Genomic DNA, 17,441 nt, shown 5'->3' with positions numbered 1-17,441 from the left:
GTGACTGATCCGTGTTCAAAAGGTGCGGACCGGCGTCCTGATGTTTCCCAAACTTTTCCCCCGGCGTCACATCCGGTCCCCCGCGCGGCAACGCCGCCCGCCCACCGTGGAGGGGTGAGGATCGCAATTGTCGCTGAATCATTCCTGCCGCTGATGAACGGCGTAACGCATTCCATCCTGCGTGTGCTGGAGCACCTCGAGGACCGGGGCGATGACGTCCTGGTCATCGCGCCCTCCACGCTGGACGGGGAAGCGCCGGACCGCGTCAAGGGCGCAGAGATCCACCGGCTGCCTGCGGTGCCGTTGGCAGGATATACAAACGTCAGGGTGGCGATGGGCGGTGTGTACCGGGTCAAGCGAATCCTTGCCGACTACGCACCGGACGTCGTCCACCTGGCCTCGCCATTCGTCCTGGGCTGGCGGGCTGCCCAGGCGGCCCACCAGCTGGGCATCCCCACCGTGGCCATCTACCAGACCGAAGTTCCCAGCTACGCGGCCCGATACGGCGTGCCGATCCTGGAGAACTGGGCCTGGAACCGGGTGGAAAACATCCACATGCTCGCCACCCGCACGCTGGCGCCGTCCACGTTCGCACTGAACCAATTGCGCGGCCGCGGCATCCCTCGGGTGGAGATATGGCGCCGGGGCGTGGACACGGCCCGGTTTTCGCCGGAAAAGCGCGACGACGGGTGGCGGGCTGCCGTGGCTCCCGGCGGTGAGCGCATCATTGGCTACGTGGGCCGGCTGGCCGTGGAGAAGCAGGTGGAGGACCTGGCTGCCCTGGCCGGAATGCCCAACACCAAACTGGTGATTGTGGGCGACGGCCCGCAGCGGGCGGCACTGGAGGAAGCCTTGCCGGCCGCAGCTTTCACCGGGTTCCTGGGCGGCGAGGAATTGGCACGTGCTGTTGCATCCTTTGACCTGTTCGTCCATCCCGGCGAGTTCGAGACGTTCTGCCAGACCATCCAGGAGGCCATGGCGTCCGGTGTGCCGGTAGTGGCCACCGGCCGCGGCGGGCCTCTTGACCTGGTGGAGAACTCCCGGACCGGCTGGCTCTACGAACCCGGGGACCTGTCCGGCATGCGCGCCCGGGTCCTGGACCTGATGGGCGATGACGCCAAGCGCCGCGCGTTTGCGGCAGCGGCCCACGCCTCGGTGCAGGACAGGACGTGGCCTGCACTCTGCAGCGAACTGGTCCGGCATTACCACTCCGTGATCAGTGGTGAGCCGGTGGTTGCGCCGGGCCCACGCCCGCCGGGTTTCCTGGCCGGGCCCGCGGGGTTAGGGCGCGGGTGGGAACAGTGAAAATTTCCGTGATCGGGTGCGGCTACCTCGGCGCAGTGCACGCCGCCACGCTGGCGTCCATGGGCCACACAGTGGTGGGCGTCGACGTCGACCCCGGCAAGGTGGAGCAACTGGCACGCGGCGCGGCCCCCTTCCACGAACCCGGGCTGGACGAACTGCTGCAGGACGGGCTGGCGACCGGCAGGCTCACCTTTGCCACCACGGCGGCTGCCGCCAAGGGCGCGCAGGTGCACTTCCTGTGCGTGGGCACGCCCCAACACAAAACGTCCGACGCCGCCGACCTCACCTACCTGGTCTCCGCCGCGGAGGCGCTGCTGCCGCACCTCGCGGCGGGCGCCGTCGTCGTCGGAAAATCCACAGTGCCAGTGGGCACAGTGGACATGCTTGGTGCCCTGCTGGCCGCCCGGCCCGATGTGCTGCTGGGCTGGAACCCCGAGTTCCTGAGGCAAGGCACCGCGGTGAAGGACTCGTTGGTGCCGGACCGGCTGGTTTACGGTGTGGAAGGCGGCCGCACCGCCGCGTTCAACCTCCGGACCGGCGCGCCGTTGGGCGTGACGGCCGCCCTGGACGCGGTGTACGAGCCGCTGCTCGCCGCCGGGATTCCCCGCCTGGTCTGCAACTTCGCCACCGCGGAACTCATCAAGTCGGCGGCGAACGCCTACCTGGCCACCAAAGTCAGCTTCATCAACGCCATGGCAGAGTTCTGCGACGCTTCGGGCGCGGACGTAGCGGAACTGAGCGAGGCAATGGGGATGGACCCGCGAATCGGCGGGCGGTACCTGCACGCCGGGCTGGGTTTCGGCGGCGGCTGCCTGCCCAAGGACATCCGCAGCTTCCGGTCGCAGGCCTCAGCCCTCGGCGTCGCTGCCGTGGACGACTGGATGCGGCTGGTGGATACGGTGAACCTGGGCCAGCGCGGGCGTGCCGTCTCCCTTGCCGCTGAACTCTGCGGCGGCAACCTCGCAGGGCGCTCCATTACCGTGCTGGGTGCGTCCTTTAAACCGGACACGGACGACATCCGGGATTCCCCCGCCCTTGACGTTGCCGACCGTCTCGCGGCTGCCGGTGCGCATGTGACGGTCACGGATCCCAAGGCAGTGAACCACGCCTGGCGCCGCTATCCCCGCCTCCGGTTCGAAGCCTCCACCGAACGTGCGCTCGAGGGCGCCGAGCTGGTACTGCTGCTCACCGAGTGGGACGAGTACCGCCGCCTTTCCCCGGCCGTTGCGGGCGGGCTGGTACGGCGACGGGTGGTGCTGGACGCGCGCAACGTCCTGGCTGCTGCGGCCTGGCAGGCGGAAGGCTGGCTGGTGCGCGGCCTTGGGACAGGCACCACGGAAGATCAGGCGTTGGAGAGGGCTCTCCCCCGGGCCTAGCTCAGGAAGCATGCCCAGCTCAGGGGGAGGCTCAGCTCAGGGGGAGGCCCAGCTCAGGGGGAGGCTCAGTTCAGAAGGCCGAGCTCGGCGAAGGCGAGCGCCACGCCGTTTCCGGATGGACCGGCGGTAATGCGGTCAGCAACCGCCAGCACAGCCGGGTGCCCGCCTTCCACTGCGATGCCCACACCGGCGTACTCAAGCATCTCAATGTCGTTGGCGCTGTCTCCGATGGCCACGATGTCCGCCCGGTCCAGGCCGAGGTGTGCCTCCACTACCTGGATGCCTACCGCCTTGTGGGTTCCGGCCATAAAGATCTCCCCGGCCCTGTCGCCCAGGGCGGAGAGGGAACTGGGGATCAGTCCAACCTGCGGCCCCAGCCCGTCCACCAGCTGCTGCAGCGGCACCGGCGAATCGAAGCAGGATATTTTGGCGTATGACGTGGTGCGCAGGTTGTCGCTGTACTGCATGGGGCCCAGGATGTCCTCCAGGGGATCCACATCAGTGCTGAGGATTCCGTCGTGCTGTGGCCGTCCGGCGAAAATGGGTCCAAGCACCTCCCGCAGCCTCTGGTCGACGCCCGTGCGGCCGTGCAAGGCCTCGGGTGCTTCCAGGATGTAAGCGGCGCCATGGGCGTCCAGCGTCTCCACAATCCTGGCGGCCAGCTCCGGTTCGAATCGTGTGTCCTTCAGGACTTGTCCCCCACATTCCACCCGGGCGCCGGCTCCGGTGATGCTGCCGTCGAAACCGGCTGCCAGGATATGGCCGGGGACCATGGACAGCGGCCGCCCGGTGCAGACGAAGACCAGGTGTCCGAGCCGACGGGCGGTGCGGACGGCCTTCACATGGGCTTCCGGGGCCAAACCGTGGTCAGCGTAAGTGCCGTCGATATCGAGGAAGATGGCGCGCGGGCGGACGGTCTGCTTGCTGGACATGCCGGAACTCCTAGCTGGATGGCGGGACAGTCAACTCTATCGAAGAGCGTTCACACCCGCGGGATCCCGGATTTCGCTGCTGCTCCCACAGCCCTGCCAAGAAGCTGCATTTCCCACCGCCCAAACTGACAGCCATCCCGTAATAAACAAGCCTTGAAGTGTAGTAAGCACACTGCTTGAATTATGGAACCGGAAATGGGGGCCCGGCACAACTTAACTGATTAAGGAGTGACAACATGGGTATTCTAGGATTTCTCATTTTGGGCCTGATCGCCGGAGCTATTGCAAAGGCCATCCTGCCGGGCCGTCAGGGCGGAGGCTGGGTGATCACCATGGTCCTTGGCGTTGTCGGCGCTCTTCTGGGCGGCTGGATCGGCTCCCTGATCTTCGGTGGCGGACTGGCTGAATTCTTCGATCTCCGCACCTGGCTCCTGGCAATTCTGGGCGCGATTATCGTCCTGCTGGTTTACGGGGCAGTCACCAACCGCAGCCATCGCCGGGTGTAGCCGCCAAACACTTTTCGTAAGGGCAGGCGCCGTTCTCCGCATTCGGAGGGCGGCGCTTTTGCTTGCCCGCTCGCCCCGACCGGTTCCGGCAGTATTTCCGATTCCCCGGAAACTGCTTCCGCCGGACCCATCAATTTGCCGCGTCCGCACTTTATGATGTGCGAGGGGGGTGGTGACATGGCTGGTTCACGGAGCCAGAGCAAGAGCTTCACAGCACAAGCGTTTGGGGCAGTGCTGGACGCCAGCCCGGACGCACTCCTCGCACTGGCATCCGACGGCACCGTTACCATGGCCAACGCCGCCGCCGAGCGGCTTTTCGGGGCCAGCCGGGAAGAATTGAGGGGCCGCAACCACCAGGTGCTGCTTGCGGAGGGCTTCCGCGACGAGGTGGACCAACTCTTCCAGCAGCTTCTCGCTCAGCCCGGGAAACACCCTCAGCCGCGGGAGGTTTACGGGGTGCACAGCAGCGGGACCGAGTTTCCGGCGGAGGTAGCCGCATCGCTGATCCCTGCCCTTTCCGCCACCAGCCAAGCCGGCGGCCAGGCAGCACCACAGCTGCTGTTGTCCGTCCGCGGCACGTCGCACCGGAAGTCAGCGGACGAGGACCTGCGCGAGGCGATGTCCCTGCTCGCTGCAACGTTGGAGTCCACGGCCGACGGCATTTTGGTTATGAGTGCCGAGGGCCGTGTGGCCGGTTTCAATGACCAGTTCCTCCGAATGTGGGGCATCCCGCCGGAACTGCTGGATGGTGACAGTGAAGAACCGATTATCCGGCTCGTTGTTGCCCAGGTGGCAGATCCGGTCGCTTTTATGGGCCGGGTCAACGAGTTGGAGGACAACCCGGCAGCTGAAAGCCACGACGTAGTGGACTTTAAGGACGGCCGCACCTTCGAGCGGTATTCGCGGCCGCAACGCGTGGGCGACAACATTGTTGGCCGGGTGTGGAGTTTCCGGGACGTTACTCCGCGACGGAAGGCCCAGGAGCAGGCGCACCAGGCGATGCTCGACCTCGCCGCCCAGGCGGAGAAACTGCGCACCATGGCCTTCCAGGATCCGCTGACCGGACTCGCCAACAGGGCCGTCTTTATCGATGGCCTCGGTGCAGCACTGACAGAGCCCCGATTGAAGGCAGTGGACGTCCTCCTCCTGGACCTGGACGATTTCAAGGAAGTCAACGACATCCTGGGGCACCAGGCCGGCGACGACATGCTGATCGAGGTGGCCCGCCGGCTGCGTGGCTGCGTGCCCACCGCCGATGTGGTGGCCAGGCTCGGGGGCGACGAGTTCGTGGTGCTGCTGACCGCCTGCCCGGACCCGGATGCGATTGCCGCCTGCATTGTCCGGTGCCTGCACGTGCCCGTGACCATCAACGGAACTGTGCTTCGGCCCAGCCTTAGCCTGGGGCTGGCGTCCCTGGGCCAGGAAAGCGTAGGAGCCTCCGAGCTGCTGCGGCACGCGGATATCGCGATGTACGCTGCCAAGGCTGCCGGCAAAAACCGCTTCCTGAGGTTCCACCCGGACATGATGGCGGCCCTGGTGCAAAGGACGGACATGGAAAGCGGGTTGCAGTTGGCCGTGGCGCGGGGGGAAATATCGGTGGACTTCCAGCCGATTGTCTCGCACCGCATGGGCCAGGTTGTTAAGTTCGAGGCGCTGGCGAGGTGGGACCGGGGCGGCGAGCGCGTCCCGCCGTCGGTATTTATCCCGCTGGCCGAACGCACCGGGCTGATCAGCGAGATCGGTGCGGAGGTGATGGCCCTGGGCATGGTGCAGTTGGCGTCCTGGCTCAGCGAGGACCCGTCCCGCTCCCTTTCCGTGAACGTTTCAGGCGTCCAGCTGCAGGAACCGGATTTCGCCGAGCAGGTCCTCCGCCTCGCCGAAGCCAGCGGAGTGGCCGCGTACCAGCTGGTGCTGGAGGTGACTGAGAGCGTGTTTTTCGACGCCGACTGCAGCCTGATCAAACAGCTCAGCACACTGCGGGATGCGGGAGCCCGGGTTGCTTTGGACGATTTCGGGACCGGCTATTCCTCGCTGGGCAGGCTGCAGGACCTGCCGGTGGACACGGTGAAAATCGACAAAACATTTATCTCGATGGTCCGCACGGGCGCCGAGCGGCTGCCCATCCTCAGCTCGATGATCAATATGGCGCACAGCCTGGGGCTGACAGTGACGGCCGAAGGCGTGGAGACGGCCGCGCAGGCTGACTACCTGGCCGCACTGGAGTGCGATTCGCTGCAGGGGTACCTGTTCTCATTGCCTGAACCCGGTGAGCGGCTGGAGTATGCCCTGCACCACGCAGAAGAAGCCCTTAACGCTCTCAAGGCCCGGTAGGGCCAGGGAAACCAGCCGGTCGCCCTGTGTGAGGGATAGCATAGGAGAGCGTCTTCACCCAGGTCTCGGGTGGGCTCCGGTCTCAGGTTTTCGGGGTATGCGGCGCACTCATGGGGAGGTACCCGCGTGTCTCAGATTGGTCTCCTGCAGCGCCGGCATTCCGGCAGCGGCCACACCATAGGGTTCGCAAGGCCCGCCCTGTTCACTCTTGCGGCGATGGCCGGGCTGGGACTGTATTTCACCGCAAACAACGGGACACCTGCGGCCCTGGTGACGGGTGACTTCCTGATCCTGGCGGCCTCACTGCTGGCGGGAGCAAGCTGCACCCGCGCCGCCCTGCTCGGCGGCCCCAATACCAGGGCCTGGGCGTTCATGGCTGCTGCTGCTTTCATTTGGGCCGCCGGGATGGCGGTGTACGCCTTCTACGGCCTCGCGAACAACCACGTTTATCCGTTTCCTTCCCTCGCTGATGCCTTGTTCATCGGCTACTCCTTGCCCGCCGTCGTCGCGCTTTTTGCCTTCAAGAGGCGCGGCGGCAACCAGGTGGCGCTGTACCGGGCAGTGATGGATGCGGCGGTGATTGCCTGCTCCGTCCTGGTGGTCAGCTGGTACGCAGTGCTGGGCCCGGCATTCAACGCAGAAGGGGACGCGCTGGTCCGGCTCACCGGCATGGCCTACCCGGTAGCCGATCTGGTGATCACCTCCCTGGTGCTGGTCCTGGCCATGCGGCGGCGGCCGGGTGAACGGCTGCCCTGGTTGTGTTTTGGCGGCGGACTGCTGATGCTGGCCACAACGGACAGTATTTACGTGCGGATGACGTTCGACGGCGTCACCGGCGCCACGGGTTCGCCCCTCGCCCTGGGCTGGATCAGCGCCTTCCTCCTGATCGCCCTTGCCCCGCTTGCACCGTATGTTGAAAGCGCAGGGCCGGACCGGAAGGCCTACACACTGGCGCTGGAACTGTTGCCGTACGCGCCGCTGCTCGCCGCCGTCGTGCTGTTCGCCGGACCCCACCTTGCCGAACTCGAGCCGTTCCTGCTGGTGGCCGGCACTGCCGTGCTGGTATTCGTGCTGGTCCGGCAGCTGTTGATCATATTGGAGAACATCACCCTGACCACGGGCCTGGAACAGGAGGTAGCCGTCCGCACCAGGGAGCTCGAGGCGGCCAGGGCTGAGGCCATGGAGTCCAGCCGGTTGAAGTCAGAGTTCCTTGCCACCATGAGCCACGAGATCCGGACACCCATGAACGGTGTGGTGGGCCTGACCGCCCTGCTGCTCGAGACCGGGCTGGATCAAACGCAGAAGCAGTACGCGCAGGGCGTCAAGGGCGCCGGGGAGGCGCTGCTGGCCCTGATCAATGACATCCTGGACTTCTCCAAGCTGGAGGCGGGAAAGGTTGAGCTGGACGTGCGCCCGTTCGATCCGCGGGTCCTCGTAGAAGAGGTGGCCGGCCTTCTGGCGGAACCGGCACAGGCCAAGAACCTGGAACTGATCGCCTACTGTGAGCCTGAGGTTCCGGCGCGGCTCCTGGGTGACTCGGGACGGATCAGGCAGGTCCTCCTGAACCTCGCTTCCAACGCGGTGAAATTCACTGCCTCAGGGGAAGTGGCCGTCCGGGTGAGCACGGATGGATCCGGTGCTGGTGCCGGGAGCACAGCCGTGGTGCATTTTGAGGTCCGTGATACAGGTATCGGCATCGACCCCGCCCATCACGCCAGGCTTTTCCAGTCGTTTTCCCAAGCGGATGCCTCCACCACCCGGCGGTACGGCGGCACCGGCCTGGGCCTCGCCATCTGCAGCAAACTGGCCGAGGCAATGGACGGCGCGCTTGGCGTGGAAAGCGCGCCGGAGCAGGGCAGCACGTTTTGGTTCCGCCTGCCCTTGCCGGTGGCTCCCCCCTCCACCGACCCTGTGCCCGCTGCCGGTTTCCTTAACGGCCTGAGGGTGTTGGTGGTGGATGACAACGCCACTAACCGCCTGGTCCTTGAATCGCAGCTGCGGGGTTGGCGGCTGCAGCCCCAGGCAGTCCCGGATGCCGCCACGGCACTGGCCCGTGCTCGCGAGGCCCACGCGGCCGGTCAACCCTTCCACCTGGCAGTTCTGGACTTCTGCATGCCGGATATGGACGGACTCGAGCTGGCCCGGCTGATCAAGGAGGATGCCAATCTGGCGGGCATGGAACTGATCATGCTCACCTCCACCATGCAGGTAGATCCCGCCGACATCACCAGCGCAGGCGTGCGGGAATGGCTGATGAAGCCGGTTCGAAGCTCAGAGTTTTACAACCGCCTGATGCGGTTGATGTCCACGCACGAGCCCCAGCTTCCTGCCGTTGAGGCATCGCCGGGTCCTGCGCCGGCTGCGGGCGGACCATCACGGGGGCACATCCTGGTGGTGGAGGACAACGAGGTGAACCAACTGGTGGCCCGCGCCACTGTGACCAGGCTCGGCTACACCGTCCACGTGGTCTCCAACGGCGCCGAGGCCCTCAGCGCCACACAGGCTTTCCCCTACGCTGTGGTCCTGATGGACTGCCACATGCCCGTGATGGACGGATTTGAGGCCACGCGCCGGATTCGCCAAAGGGCAGGCCTGCGTTCCCGCCTGCCCATCATTGCCATGACGGCCGGGGCGCTGGACGGCGACCGCGAGCGGTGCCTCGCGGCCGGGATGGATGACTACCTCGCCAAGCCTGTGGAGGCCGCAGCACTGGAGGCCGCGCTGGCACGGTGGGTTCCTGAGCCTGGTTCCTCCAGGGGTCCGCAGCTTGCCCCGCAGCCGCTTGCTGCCACCGGTGCCCGGACACCGGACAGCTCCGCGTCAGAACCGGCCTTGGACCATTCCCGGCTTGCCATCCTGCGGGACCTGGGACCGGACGACGGCCTTGGCCTGCTGCCCGCGGCGGTAGCGGCCTTCCGGCGGGAGGTCCCGGCCCGCGTCGCGGCGCTGCAGAAGGCGTTGGACGGCGACGGCGGGTTGGCGCTGGCGGAGGCGGCCCACGCTCTGAAGGGGTCCGCCGCGAACATCGGTGCGGCCGTTGTGGCCGGGATCTGCGCGCAGCTGGAAGGCCTGGGACATGCTGGGCACCAAGGCGGCGGTTCCGCCCACGTCGCCCGGCTGCAGGCTGAACTGCAGCGGCTGGACGAAGAACTAGAGGCGGTCCTGAAGGTGGGAAAGTGAAAGTCCTGGTGGCAGATGATGACGCAGGCTCGCTGCTGGTGGCGAGGGCCGCCGTCGAGCGTTCAGGTCATGACTGCCTGACGGCCGCCGACGGCGACGAGGCATGGGCGATGTACCTGGAGCATCAGCCGGATGTGGTGGTGACCGACTGGATGATGCCGGGAATGGACGGAATGGCCTTGTGCCGGGCCATCCGCGCGCGGGAAGCGGACCTCTACACGTACGTTGTGCTGCTCACCTCGCAAGGCTCACGGGACGACGTTCTGGCGGGACTGGAAGCCGGAGCAGACGACTACGTCACCAAACCGCTGGACCCCTTTGTGCTGCACGCCCGGCTGCTGGTGGCGCTGCGCGTGACCACCCTGCATGCGGACCTGGCGCATTACCGCAGGGTCCTCTCGCGGCAGGCGCGCACGGACCCCCTGACGGGCCTGCACAACCGGCTCAAGCTCTCGGAGGACCTAGAACAGCTTCATGTGCGGAGCCTCCGGTACGGGGAGGACTACAGCCTGGCCATGTGCGACGTCGACAACTTCAAGACCTACAACGACCTCTACGGCCACCAGGCAGGCGACCTGGCCCTGCGGGCGGTGGCGGCGGCGCTGCTCAGCACCGCCCGGGAGAGCGACGGGGTCTACCGGTTCGGCGGCGAGGAGTTCCTGCTGGTACTGCCCAAACAGTCGCTTGGCGGGGCGAAGGCGCTGGTGGAACGGGCGCTGGACGCTGTCCGGGAGGCAGCGATTGCGCACGCAGGCGATCCTTCGGGCCAGCTGCGGCTCAGTGCAGGGATATCCGCATTCGCTGCCGGGAATCACGTGGACGCGGAGACACTTTTGGGGAAGGCCGATGGCGCCCTCTACGCAGCCAAGGCCAGGGGACGGAACAGGGTGGAGCTTGCCCGGTAGGCCGGGCTAAGCGGCTTTTTGCGAGCCGGACTTCTTCTGGACCGGATTCTTCTGCATAGGCTTCCCGGGCGCCGGCCGCTGTTGCTGCTGGACCGGCTGGTCCTGCACCGCCACCGGTTGGGCTGCAGGTGCTGCTTCGGCTGCGAAGCCTGCTTCCTCTGCCTGAGCCCCTTCGGTGATGCCGGCTTCAGCCGCGTAAGCTGCGGCGGCACGGTTTCGCTTCCAGCGCCGGACCAGGTCGACGGCGGCCAGGGCTCCGGCCAGCGGGGTGAGCACTGCTGCACCGTAGACGAACAAAATCCAGGTCAGGGTGGTCAGCGGGGGCTGGTTGTTGTGCAGGAGCGACAGGCCGCCCAGGAGCCCAACGGCCCAGAAAAGGACCACTGCGGCGAGTACCGCGGCGGCCGGGAAATACTGGTTGGACACGATTTTTTTCAGGGTTTCCATGCACTTCCTCCTGCCTGGCCGGGGCACGGCAACAGCCGCTCAAGACCAGTATGGGGCTGCCGGGCCGTGAATTCCGGCAACACGCAGGCGGTGGTGATGAACCTAACGCCGGGGCCGCCGCAGAGTTCCGCCGGCGGCTCAGCGGGCAGCCCTCTTCCCTGCCGCGGATGCAGCTAATACGGTGGACCTGTCCGGCCGCCTGGAGCCGGCTTGCCCGTACCGATGGTGCAACCTGGAGGTTCCCATGCGTAAAGTCACAGCCGGTCTCTTCCATTCCGTGGACGGCGTGGTGTCGGATCCTTACAAGTTCCAGTTCGACAGCTTTGATGATGAACTCGGCGTGGGCCTGACCCGGATGATGGAAACGGTGGACACCGTGGTGCTGGGCCGGGTGAGCTACCAGGAATGGGCGGGCTACTGGCCCAACGCCTCCGTGGACGAGGACTTTGCCGGCTTCATCAATCCCGTGGAGAAGTTTGTGGCTTCCCGGACGCTGAAGGAACCGCTGGAGTGGCAGAATTCGCAGCTGATGGACGCCCCGCTGGAAGAGTTCGTGGCCGAGTTGAAAGCGCGCGACGGCGGTGAGATCGCCGTGTGCGGCAGCATCTCGGTGACGCGGCAACTGTTGTTCGCCGGGCTGCTGGATTCCCTCACGCTGATGACCCACCCGGTGGTAGCCGGCAGCGGCCGCCGCCTCTTTGAGGACGGCGACCCGACCACCCGGCTGGTGCTGCAGGACCAGTACCGGACCAGCAAGGGCAATGTGGTCAGCGTGTACGGGCGGCTGGAGGGCTAGGTGCCCCGGATGGCAGCTGCGACCGCGGCAATATCGCCGGGCGTCGTCCGGCAGCAACCACCGATGATGCGGGCACCGGCTTCACGCCACGCTGCGGTACCCTCGGCGATGCTGTGTGGCTGGTTAACGTCGGCGGCGGCGGGAACCGATCCGGTGCTTTCCGTTGCTGCGGCGGGTGCCCAGGTTTTCGTGACGGGATCGTAAGTCTCGCCGGAGTTGGGGTAAGCCACCAACGGCTTATCAGTGGCCTGGCGCAGCGCGGCGAGCGCGGGCGTCACAAGCTGCAGCGGCACGCAGTTCACGCCGATTGCGGCCACCTGCGGCTGCGCGTCAAGGAGTTCAGCCACGGCCGCCAGGGGTGTTCCGTCGCTGATGCGTGCCCCATCCCGCAGCGAGAAGGAGAACCAGGATTCGACGTCGTATTCCTGCGTGAGTGCCAGCAGCGCCTGGGCTTCGGCATAGGACGGGAGTGTTTCGCACGCGAGGAAGTCCGCGCCGGCTTCCACCAGCGCGGCAATGCGGGGGCGATGGAAGTCTCGGAATTCATCCGGCGTCAGGGCGTAGTCCCCGCGGTATTCGGAGCCGTCGGCAAGGTAGGCACCGTACGGGCCGACGGAGCCGGCAATGAGCAATGGTCCGGCGTCGGGGGCGGCGGCAAGGTGCTCCCGGCGGGCTTCGTACGCCAGCCGCACCGACAACGCCACCAGCTCCAGCGCCTCCTGCTCCCCCATCCCCCGCGCGGCAAAACCCTGGGGCGTGGCCTGGTAGCTGGCGGTCGTCGCAATCCTTGCACCGGCAGCAAAATAGTCGCGGTGGACGTCCTTGATGAGGTGCGGCTGCTCAAGCAGGACCTTGGCCGACCACAAGGGATCATCCAGGTTGCAGCCGCGGGCCTCGAGCTCGGTGGCCAGGGCGCCGTCCGCGGGCAGGTATCCGCCGGTTTCCAGCAGGGATGACAGGAACGCATTCGAAGGCATGCCAGTCATAATACGCATTTCCTTATGCTTGTAATGATTATTTCTTTCTGACACGATGGCAGGCAACCGTCAGCCCGGCGGGAGGAAAAGAGGACAGGCCTTGAACGTTCAACTGCACACGGTACGCAAGCTGCGCGTGCACTGGCCCATCAGCGGCACCACCTTTGCACAGCTCGCCAAAGGCAAAGCGAGTGCCTTCCGGGAAGACCCGGGCATCGCCCATCTGCTCCAGGCCCTGACACAGTTCCGGGAACTGGGCGATTTTGGCAATTACAAGCACGTGTTCGAATCCGGCCTGGGGTTCGAAGGGTTCACGACGGCCGAGGGCGCCAACCCCACGCTGGGACGCGTGGGCGAGCAAACCCTGTCACCAACCTTCGTTTTTACTACCTACTTCGATGCGTCCCTGGACGACGCCGCCGTCGAACGCTTTATGCGGCAGATCGTGGAGATCCACCCCTGGGAAGTGCCTGTCATCGAACTCACCGGACCCATCAGGGTTTCCAGCAGTGCGCTGGCACCGATCACCGAAGGGGCTGCTGCATCATGACGGACACCGCCACCGTTTCCCTCTGGGAGAGCCTGCAGCCGCTGCTCTCGGGCAGGAAGTTCGTTGACCTTACGCACGCCTTCCACCCCGTCCAGCCACACTTCGCGGCCTTCCCGGATGAGGAACGCGAAGCACTCTTCGACCTTGAGAAGGGTGACGGGTTCACGGCCCACCGGTACACGATCGTTGGCCAGTGGGGAACACACGTGGACCCGCCCTTCCATATTATCCGCGGCGGCAGGACCCTGGACCAGATCCCGGTGGAGGAGATGATCCTTCCGCTGGTGGTCCTGGACATCACCTCGCGGGTGGCCGGCAACCCGGATGCCACCCCCACCCTGCAGGACGTGCAGGACTGGGAACACCGGAACGGCAGCATCCCGGCGGGCGCTTTCGTGGCCCTGCGCACCGGCTTGAGCAGCCGCTGGCCGGACCCGGACGCCATGGCCAACCGGGACGAGGACGGGTTGTGAGCCACACGCCAGGCTGGTCCTTCGAGGTGCTGTCCTTCCTGGTCAACGAGCGGTCAGTTGCAGCCGTGGGCCACGAGCAGACGGACACGGACCCCGGCCTTGCCACCTCCCGCCAGGACTTCAGCCTGGAAGCCTACGTCCTGGAGCAGGACCGCTGGCAGATTGAACTGCTGGCCAACCTGGATGGGGTGCCGGAAGCGGGCGCCGCCGTCGTCGCAGCCTGGGCCAAACCGCTGGGTGGCAGCGGTTTCCCGGCGCGGGTGTTTGCCATCTGCTGACGGGGCGGGCCGGTTATTCTGCTCAGCTGCGCCGTGGTCGCCCGAACAGTGCGGGGTCGCGGGAACGCTTCAGCGTGCGGGCACTGTTCCGGCGATTCCGACGGCGTCCTGGCGCCGCTGCCCGCAGCCGCCCTGCCAGCGCAGGGCCAGGAAAGGCCGTCCACTAGACTCAACTCCATGCCTAAAACCTCCAGCATGGGCCGCGGCATCATGGCCGTCCTTGCTGTTGGCGCGCGCCACGCAGCGGGACACCCCGGCGGAACAGTGGCCGACGTCGCCCTGGACCTGGGTAAGGACCGCAGCCAGGTGTCGCGCAACCTGCGCAGCGGCGAGCAGGAAGGCTTCCTTAGCCGGACCAGCCAGCGCACCTACACCCTGGATTGGTCCGTGCTCACCGACGCGCAGCTGCTGATGGAACGGCGCTTACACTCCGACGGCGGCACTGCCCTGGACACGCTGGCCCGTGAAACCGACGAGGCGTGCTTCCTCGGGGTCCTCCATGGCGACAGCACGGTGACCATCGGCGAAAGCGTCCCGGCCAGCAGCAACCTCGTGGGCTCCTGGCTGGGCCGGCCCTACCCCGCCTACTGCAGCGACGCCGGCCAGGCAGTCCTCTGGCAGGCATCGGAGGCAGAAGTGCGGACTGTGTTGGCGGATGTGGATTTCGTCCGCCACGGCCCGAACACGGCCTCCGGCGTGGACGACTTCCTGGCACGCCGGGAAGCCGCCCGCGCACGGGGTTACACAATCGTGGACGAGGAGGCCGAACCGGGGCTGTACTCGCTGGCCGTGCCCATCCGGGATTTCAAGGGCGACGTGGTGGCGGCGCTGCAGATCGTCGGCATCAAAGAGCGGCTGGAACCGCGACAGCAAGAATGCGCCGCGGCGCTGATGGCACAGGGCAAGTGGCTCGAACAAAGGCTCGGCTACCAGCTGCAGGACTAAGCCCGATAGGCTCCGAGCCGCTCCGCAGCCTGGCCAAGCACTGCCGCAAAAGAGCCCGCATCAGTCCCGATCTCGGAACGGCTGCCCAGCACGCTGAGCGAGGCCAGGATTGCGCCACCGGCGTCCCGAACAGGCACCGCGAGTTCCACCACGTCGTGCTCAAATTCCTCAGCGGCGGCAATGAACCCTGCGGCGTGGTCCCGCGTCATCAGGTCCCAGACCTCATCCGTGGAGTGGGCAGCACCCGGGCCGCCGATGCCGATGTAGTTCACGTCCCGGAGCAGGGCATCCAAGGCGGGTCGATCAAAGTCCCACAGCAGGGCCCGGCCGGCGCCGGTGCACCAGACGGGAGTCACCATGCCCGGTTTCACGAAGCTTCCGGGAACGGCGTCGTTGCTTGAACTCCGGAGCAGGATCACGCGGTGGCCGTCGCGGACCGAGAGCCGTGCCCGCAGTCCGAGTGAGGCCACCAGCGCTTCGAGTTCGGTTCCAGCTTCCCGGACCCAGCCGGTGTTCAATGACGCGGCGAGGCTGAAGAAGCGCTGGCCGGTCCGGAACGGGCCGCGGTCCACCCGCTCCAGCAGCCCGAGGTCGCACAGTTCCTGGGTCAGCCGGGAGACGCGGCTTTGGTCCATCTCCAACTCGGCGGCGAGCTGCGAAACACCCAGCAGCTGCCGGCCCCGTTTCTCCCGGTCGGCCACCAGCCGCACGATCCGGAGGCCCTGCGCCATTGATGACGCCTCAGCGGAAGAATCCACGCTCATTGCCCCTCCCCGCCGGAAACCTCGCCCTATTCTTCCACGGCACCCGTCCGTAAAGGAGCGGCAGGAAGGGCGCCGGAAAGAACGACGGCGGCCGTCCGGGAAGGTGCGCCACGCCCCCAACCCGGCTGCCGCCGTCGTCCGCTCCCGCTACGTCCGCTTTCGCTACGTGGCGGACAGCTACTTCCCGGGCAGTTACTTCGCGGGCACAGCCTTGCGGCCGTGCCGGAAGTGGAACCAGATATAGCAGGCGGCCACAAACGGGATGCCGAAGTAGAGCGCGGCGGCCTGCGCGGGGTCCAGGGCGATGCCGATCAGGGAGACCACGCAGAGCGAGAACGCCAGGATGGGCACCAGCGGGAACAACGGCGCTTTATAGGCGAGGGCGGACACGTCGCCGCCATTGCTGACGAAGGCGCGGCGGTGGAAGAAGTGCGAGGCGGTAATGGACATCCACACACCCACCACGGCGAAGCCCGCCACCGAGACCAGCACCAGATAGACCGTTTCCGGGGCAACCACGCTGCTGATCAGCGACGCGACGCCGCCCACCATGCTCACCGAGAGCGCGATCAACGGGATGCCGCGGCGGGTCAGCTTTTTGAAGGCGCGGGGTGCGTGGCCTTCGTCGGCGAGTGAGTAGAGCATGCGGGCGCAGGAGAAGAGGCCGCTGTTGCCGGCGGACAGGAGGGCGGTGATGATCACGAAGTTCATGATGTCGGCGGCGAACGGCAGGCCGATGGCGGAGAAGACTGTCACGAACGGGCTCTCGTCGAGGCCCACCTCGTTGTACGGGATGGTGGCGGCGATGACAGCGATGGCTCCGACGAAGAAGATGAGCAACGGATCACTGTGGTGCGCATGGCTTTGGGGATGCTGGTGGCGGGGTCCTTGGTCTCTCCGGCCGCGACGCCGATGAGTTCTGAGCCGGAGAAGGCGTAGAAGACCGCGAGCACCGTGACCAGGACGCCGGTGAAGCCGTTGGGGAACAGGCCGGCTTCGGTAGCGAAGTTTTCGAACAGAAAGGGGTGGCTCTCGCCGCTGCTGAGCGGGCGGAAGCCGAACAGGGCGGCGCCGCCCAGGACGATGAGGCCGATGATCGCGGCCACCTTCACGATGGCGAACCAGAACTCGGACTCGCCGAAGAACTTGGAGGAGACGGCGTTGAAGCCGAAGAGGACCGCGGCGAAGACCAGGCACCAGACCCAGACGTCGACGTCCGGGAACCAGCGTTGCATCAGCAAACCGGAGGCGGTGAATTCGGAACCGATGGCCACCGCCCAGCACAGCCAGTACAGCCAGGCGGTGGCGAAGCCGGTGGCGGGGCCGATGGAGCGGGCGGCGTAGATGTGGAACGCACCGGACACCGGGTAGGCGATGGCGAGTTCACCCAGGCAGGCCATCACCAGGTACACCACGAAGGCGCCCACCAGGTAGGCGATCACGGCGCCCAGAGGGCCGGCCTGCGAGATGGTGTAGCCGGAGCTCAGGAATAACCCGGAGCCGATGACACCTCCCATGGCGATCATCACCAGGTGGCGCGGGCCCATGGAGCGGCGAAGTCCGGACTCTGGCTGCTGCGTAGCCGGGCTGGCTGACTGCTCATCCAGCGTGAGCGGTGCTGAGGGTTCCACGGGCGTCTCCAATATGGGGTCGATCGGTGCGATGGGGCGCGCGCA

The 17,441-nt window shown here is 66.5% G+C and carries 13 protein-coding genes and 2 pseudogenes; 10 read left to right on the top strand and 5 right to left on the bottom strand.

The genetic code is table 11. The features are described 5' to 3' along the window. Positions 1-114 precede the first annotated feature (114 nt). Together M8J71_RS01805 and M8J71_RS01800 are read left to right on the top strand one after the other, a co-directional pair. A complete protein-coding gene (locus M8J71_RS01805) occupies positions 115-1,305 on the top strand; it encodes a glycosyltransferase family 4 protein (RefSeq protein ID WP_256246306.1) in 1,191 nt (396 codons plus the stop codon). Beyond that, complete coding sequence (locus tag M8J71_RS01800) at positions 1,302-2,681, top strand: UDP-glucose dehydrogenase family protein (protein WP_256246305.1); 1,380 nt, start codon at positions 1,302-1,304, stop codon at positions 2,679-2,681. Before M8J71_RS01805 ends, M8J71_RS01800 begins: the two co-directional genes overlap by 4 nt. A gap of 65 nt (positions 2,682-2,746) precedes the next feature. On the opposite strand, the gene M8J71_RS01795 is transcribed toward M8J71_RS01800, so the two are convergent. Then, the gene (locus M8J71_RS01795) at positions 2,747-3,613 is read right to left on the bottom strand and encodes an HAD family hydrolase (RefSeq protein WP_256246304.1); all 867 of its coding nucleotides are present in this window, start codon (positions 3,611-3,613) and stop codon (positions 2,747-2,749) included. 236 nt (positions 3,614-3,849) lie between these two features. Here M8J71_RS01795 and M8J71_RS01790 point away from each other — a divergent pair, with 236 nt between their 5' ends. The 4 genes from M8J71_RS01790 (at position 3,850) to M8J71_RS01775 (ending at position 10,535) form a co-directional block, all read left to right on the top strand. Then, positions 3,850-4,119 carry a GlsB/YeaQ/YmgE family stress response membrane protein gene (locus M8J71_RS01790; RefSeq protein WP_256246303.1) on the top strand — a complete coding sequence of 90 codons (270 nt, stop codon included), beginning with the start codon at positions 3,850-3,852 and terminating at the stop codon, positions 4,117-4,119. A gap of 177 nt (positions 4,120-4,296) precedes the next feature. Then, a complete protein-coding gene (locus M8J71_RS01785) occupies positions 4,297-6,450 on the top strand; it encodes a putative bifunctional diguanylate cyclase/phosphodiesterase (RefSeq protein ID WP_256246302.1) in 2,154 nt (717 codons plus the stop codon). 126 nt (positions 6,451-6,576) lie between these two features. Further along, positions 6,577-9,630 (top strand): response regulator, encoded by a 3,054-nt coding sequence (locus M8J71_RS01780; RefSeq protein WP_256246301.1) that lies wholly within the window; start codon positions 6,577-6,579, stop codon positions 9,628-9,630. Next, positions 9,627-10,535, top strand: coding sequence for a GGDEF domain-containing protein (locus tag M8J71_RS01775; protein WP_256246300.1), 909 nt, complete (start codon positions 9,627-9,629; stop codon positions 10,533-10,535). Before M8J71_RS01780 ends, M8J71_RS01775 begins: the two co-directional genes overlap by 4 nt. 6 nt (positions 10,536-10,541) lie before the next feature. On the opposite strand, the gene M8J71_RS01770 is transcribed toward M8J71_RS01775, so the two are convergent. After that, on the bottom strand, positions 10,542-10,982 hold the full coding sequence (locus M8J71_RS01770; protein WP_256246299.1) for a cytochrome c-type biogenesis protein CcmH: 441 nt from the start codon (positions 10,980-10,982) through the stop codon (positions 10,542-10,544). A gap of 244 nt (positions 10,983-11,226) precedes the next feature. On the opposite strand from M8J71_RS01770, the gene M8J71_RS01765 reads away from it, so the two are divergent. Beyond that, positions 11,227-11,778 (top strand): dihydrofolate reductase family protein, encoded by a 552-nt coding sequence (locus tag M8J71_RS01765; protein WP_256246298.1) that lies wholly within the window; start codon positions 11,227-11,229, stop codon positions 11,776-11,778. On the opposite strand, the gene mmuM is transcribed toward M8J71_RS01765, so the two are convergent. Beyond that, positions 11,775-12,755, bottom strand: coding sequence for a homocysteine S-methyltransferase (gene mmuM, locus M8J71_RS01760; protein WP_256246338.1), 981 nt, complete (start codon positions 12,753-12,755; stop codon positions 11,775-11,777). The genes M8J71_RS01765 and mmuM overlap by 4 nt on opposite strands. Positions 12,756-12,810: 55 nt before the next feature. Between mmuM and M8J71_RS01755 the strand changes: the two genes are divergently transcribed. The 3 genes and pseudogenes from M8J71_RS01755 to M8J71_RS01745 all read left to right on the top strand — a co-directional run bounded on the left by M8J71_RS01755 (position 12,811) and on the right by M8J71_RS01745 (position 15,001). Beyond that, the gene (locus M8J71_RS01755) at positions 12,811-13,305 is read left to right on the top strand and encodes a hypothetical protein (RefSeq protein WP_256246296.1); all 495 of its coding nucleotides are present in this window, start codon (positions 12,811-12,813) and stop codon (positions 13,303-13,305) included. Then, a pseudogene (locus M8J71_RS01750) lies at positions 13,302-14,056 on the top strand (cyclase family protein). The gene M8J71_RS01755 and the pseudogene M8J71_RS01750 overlap by 4 nt, the downstream one beginning before the upstream one ends. A gap of 177 nt (positions 14,057-14,233) precedes the next feature. Then, the gene (locus M8J71_RS01745; RefSeq protein ID WP_256246294.1) at positions 14,234-15,001 is read left to right on the top strand and encodes an IclR family transcriptional regulator; all 768 of its coding nucleotides are present in this window, start codon (positions 14,234-14,236) and stop codon (positions 14,999-15,001) included. Here the strand turns inward: M8J71_RS01745 and M8J71_RS01740 are convergent. Together M8J71_RS01740 and M8J71_RS01735 are read right to left on the bottom strand one after the other, a co-directional pair. After that, positions 14,998-15,759, bottom strand: coding sequence for an IclR family transcriptional regulator (locus M8J71_RS01740; RefSeq protein WP_256246337.1), 762 nt, complete (start codon positions 15,757-15,759; stop codon positions 14,998-15,000). The two genes, M8J71_RS01745 and M8J71_RS01740, sit on opposite strands and share 4 nt — an antisense overlap. Positions 15,760-15,957: 198 nt before the next feature. Beyond that, a pseudogene (locus tag M8J71_RS01735) lies at positions 15,958-17,396 on the bottom strand (amino acid permease). Positions 17,397-17,441: the final 45 nt, after the last annotated feature.

Origin of the sequence: Pseudarthrobacter sp. R1 (assembly GCF_024494415.1) — a bacterium.
In the GTDB taxonomy this organism is placed as follows: domain Bacteria; phylum Actinomycetota; class Actinomycetes; order Actinomycetales; family Micrococcaceae; genus Arthrobacter.
The sequence above is the reverse complement of the archived record's forward strand: the minus strand, read 5'-3'. Positions and strand labels throughout refer to the sequence as shown.

What these genes read in the sequence shown, in the direction of transcription:
- mmuM (WP_256246338.1), bottom strand. Translation starts at nt 12,755, where the DNA reads ATGCCTTCGAATGCGTTCCTGTCATCCCTGCTGGAAACCGGCGGATAC.
- M8J71_RS01765 (WP_256246298.1), top strand. Translation starts at nt 11,227, where the DNA reads ATGCGTAAAGTCACAGCCGGTCTCTTCCATTCCGTGGACGGCGTGGTG.
- M8J71_RS01790 (WP_256246303.1), top strand. Translation starts at nt 3,850, where the DNA reads ATGGGTATTCTAGGATTTCTCATTTTGGGCCTGATCGCCGGAGCTATT.
- M8J71_RS01785 (WP_256246302.1), top strand. Translation starts at nt 4,297, where the DNA reads ATGGCTGGTTCACGGAGCCAGAGCAAGAGCTTCACAGCACAAGCGTTT.
- M8J71_RS01770 (WP_256246299.1), bottom strand. Translation starts at nt 10,982, where the DNA reads ATGGAAACCCTGAAAAAAATCGTGTCCAACCAGTATTTCCCGGCCGCC.
- M8J71_RS01795 (WP_256246304.1), bottom strand. Translation starts at nt 3,613, where the DNA reads ATGTCCAGCAAGCAGACCGTCCGCCCGCGCGCCATCTTCCTCGATATC.
- M8J71_RS01745 (WP_256246294.1), top strand. Translation starts at nt 14,234, where the DNA reads ATGCCTAAAACCTCCAGCATGGGCCGCGGCATCATGGCCGTCCTTGCT.
- M8J71_RS01755 (WP_256246296.1), top strand. Translation starts at nt 12,811, where the DNA reads ATGGCAGGCAACCGTCAGCCCGGCGGGAGGAAAAGAGGACAGGCCTTG.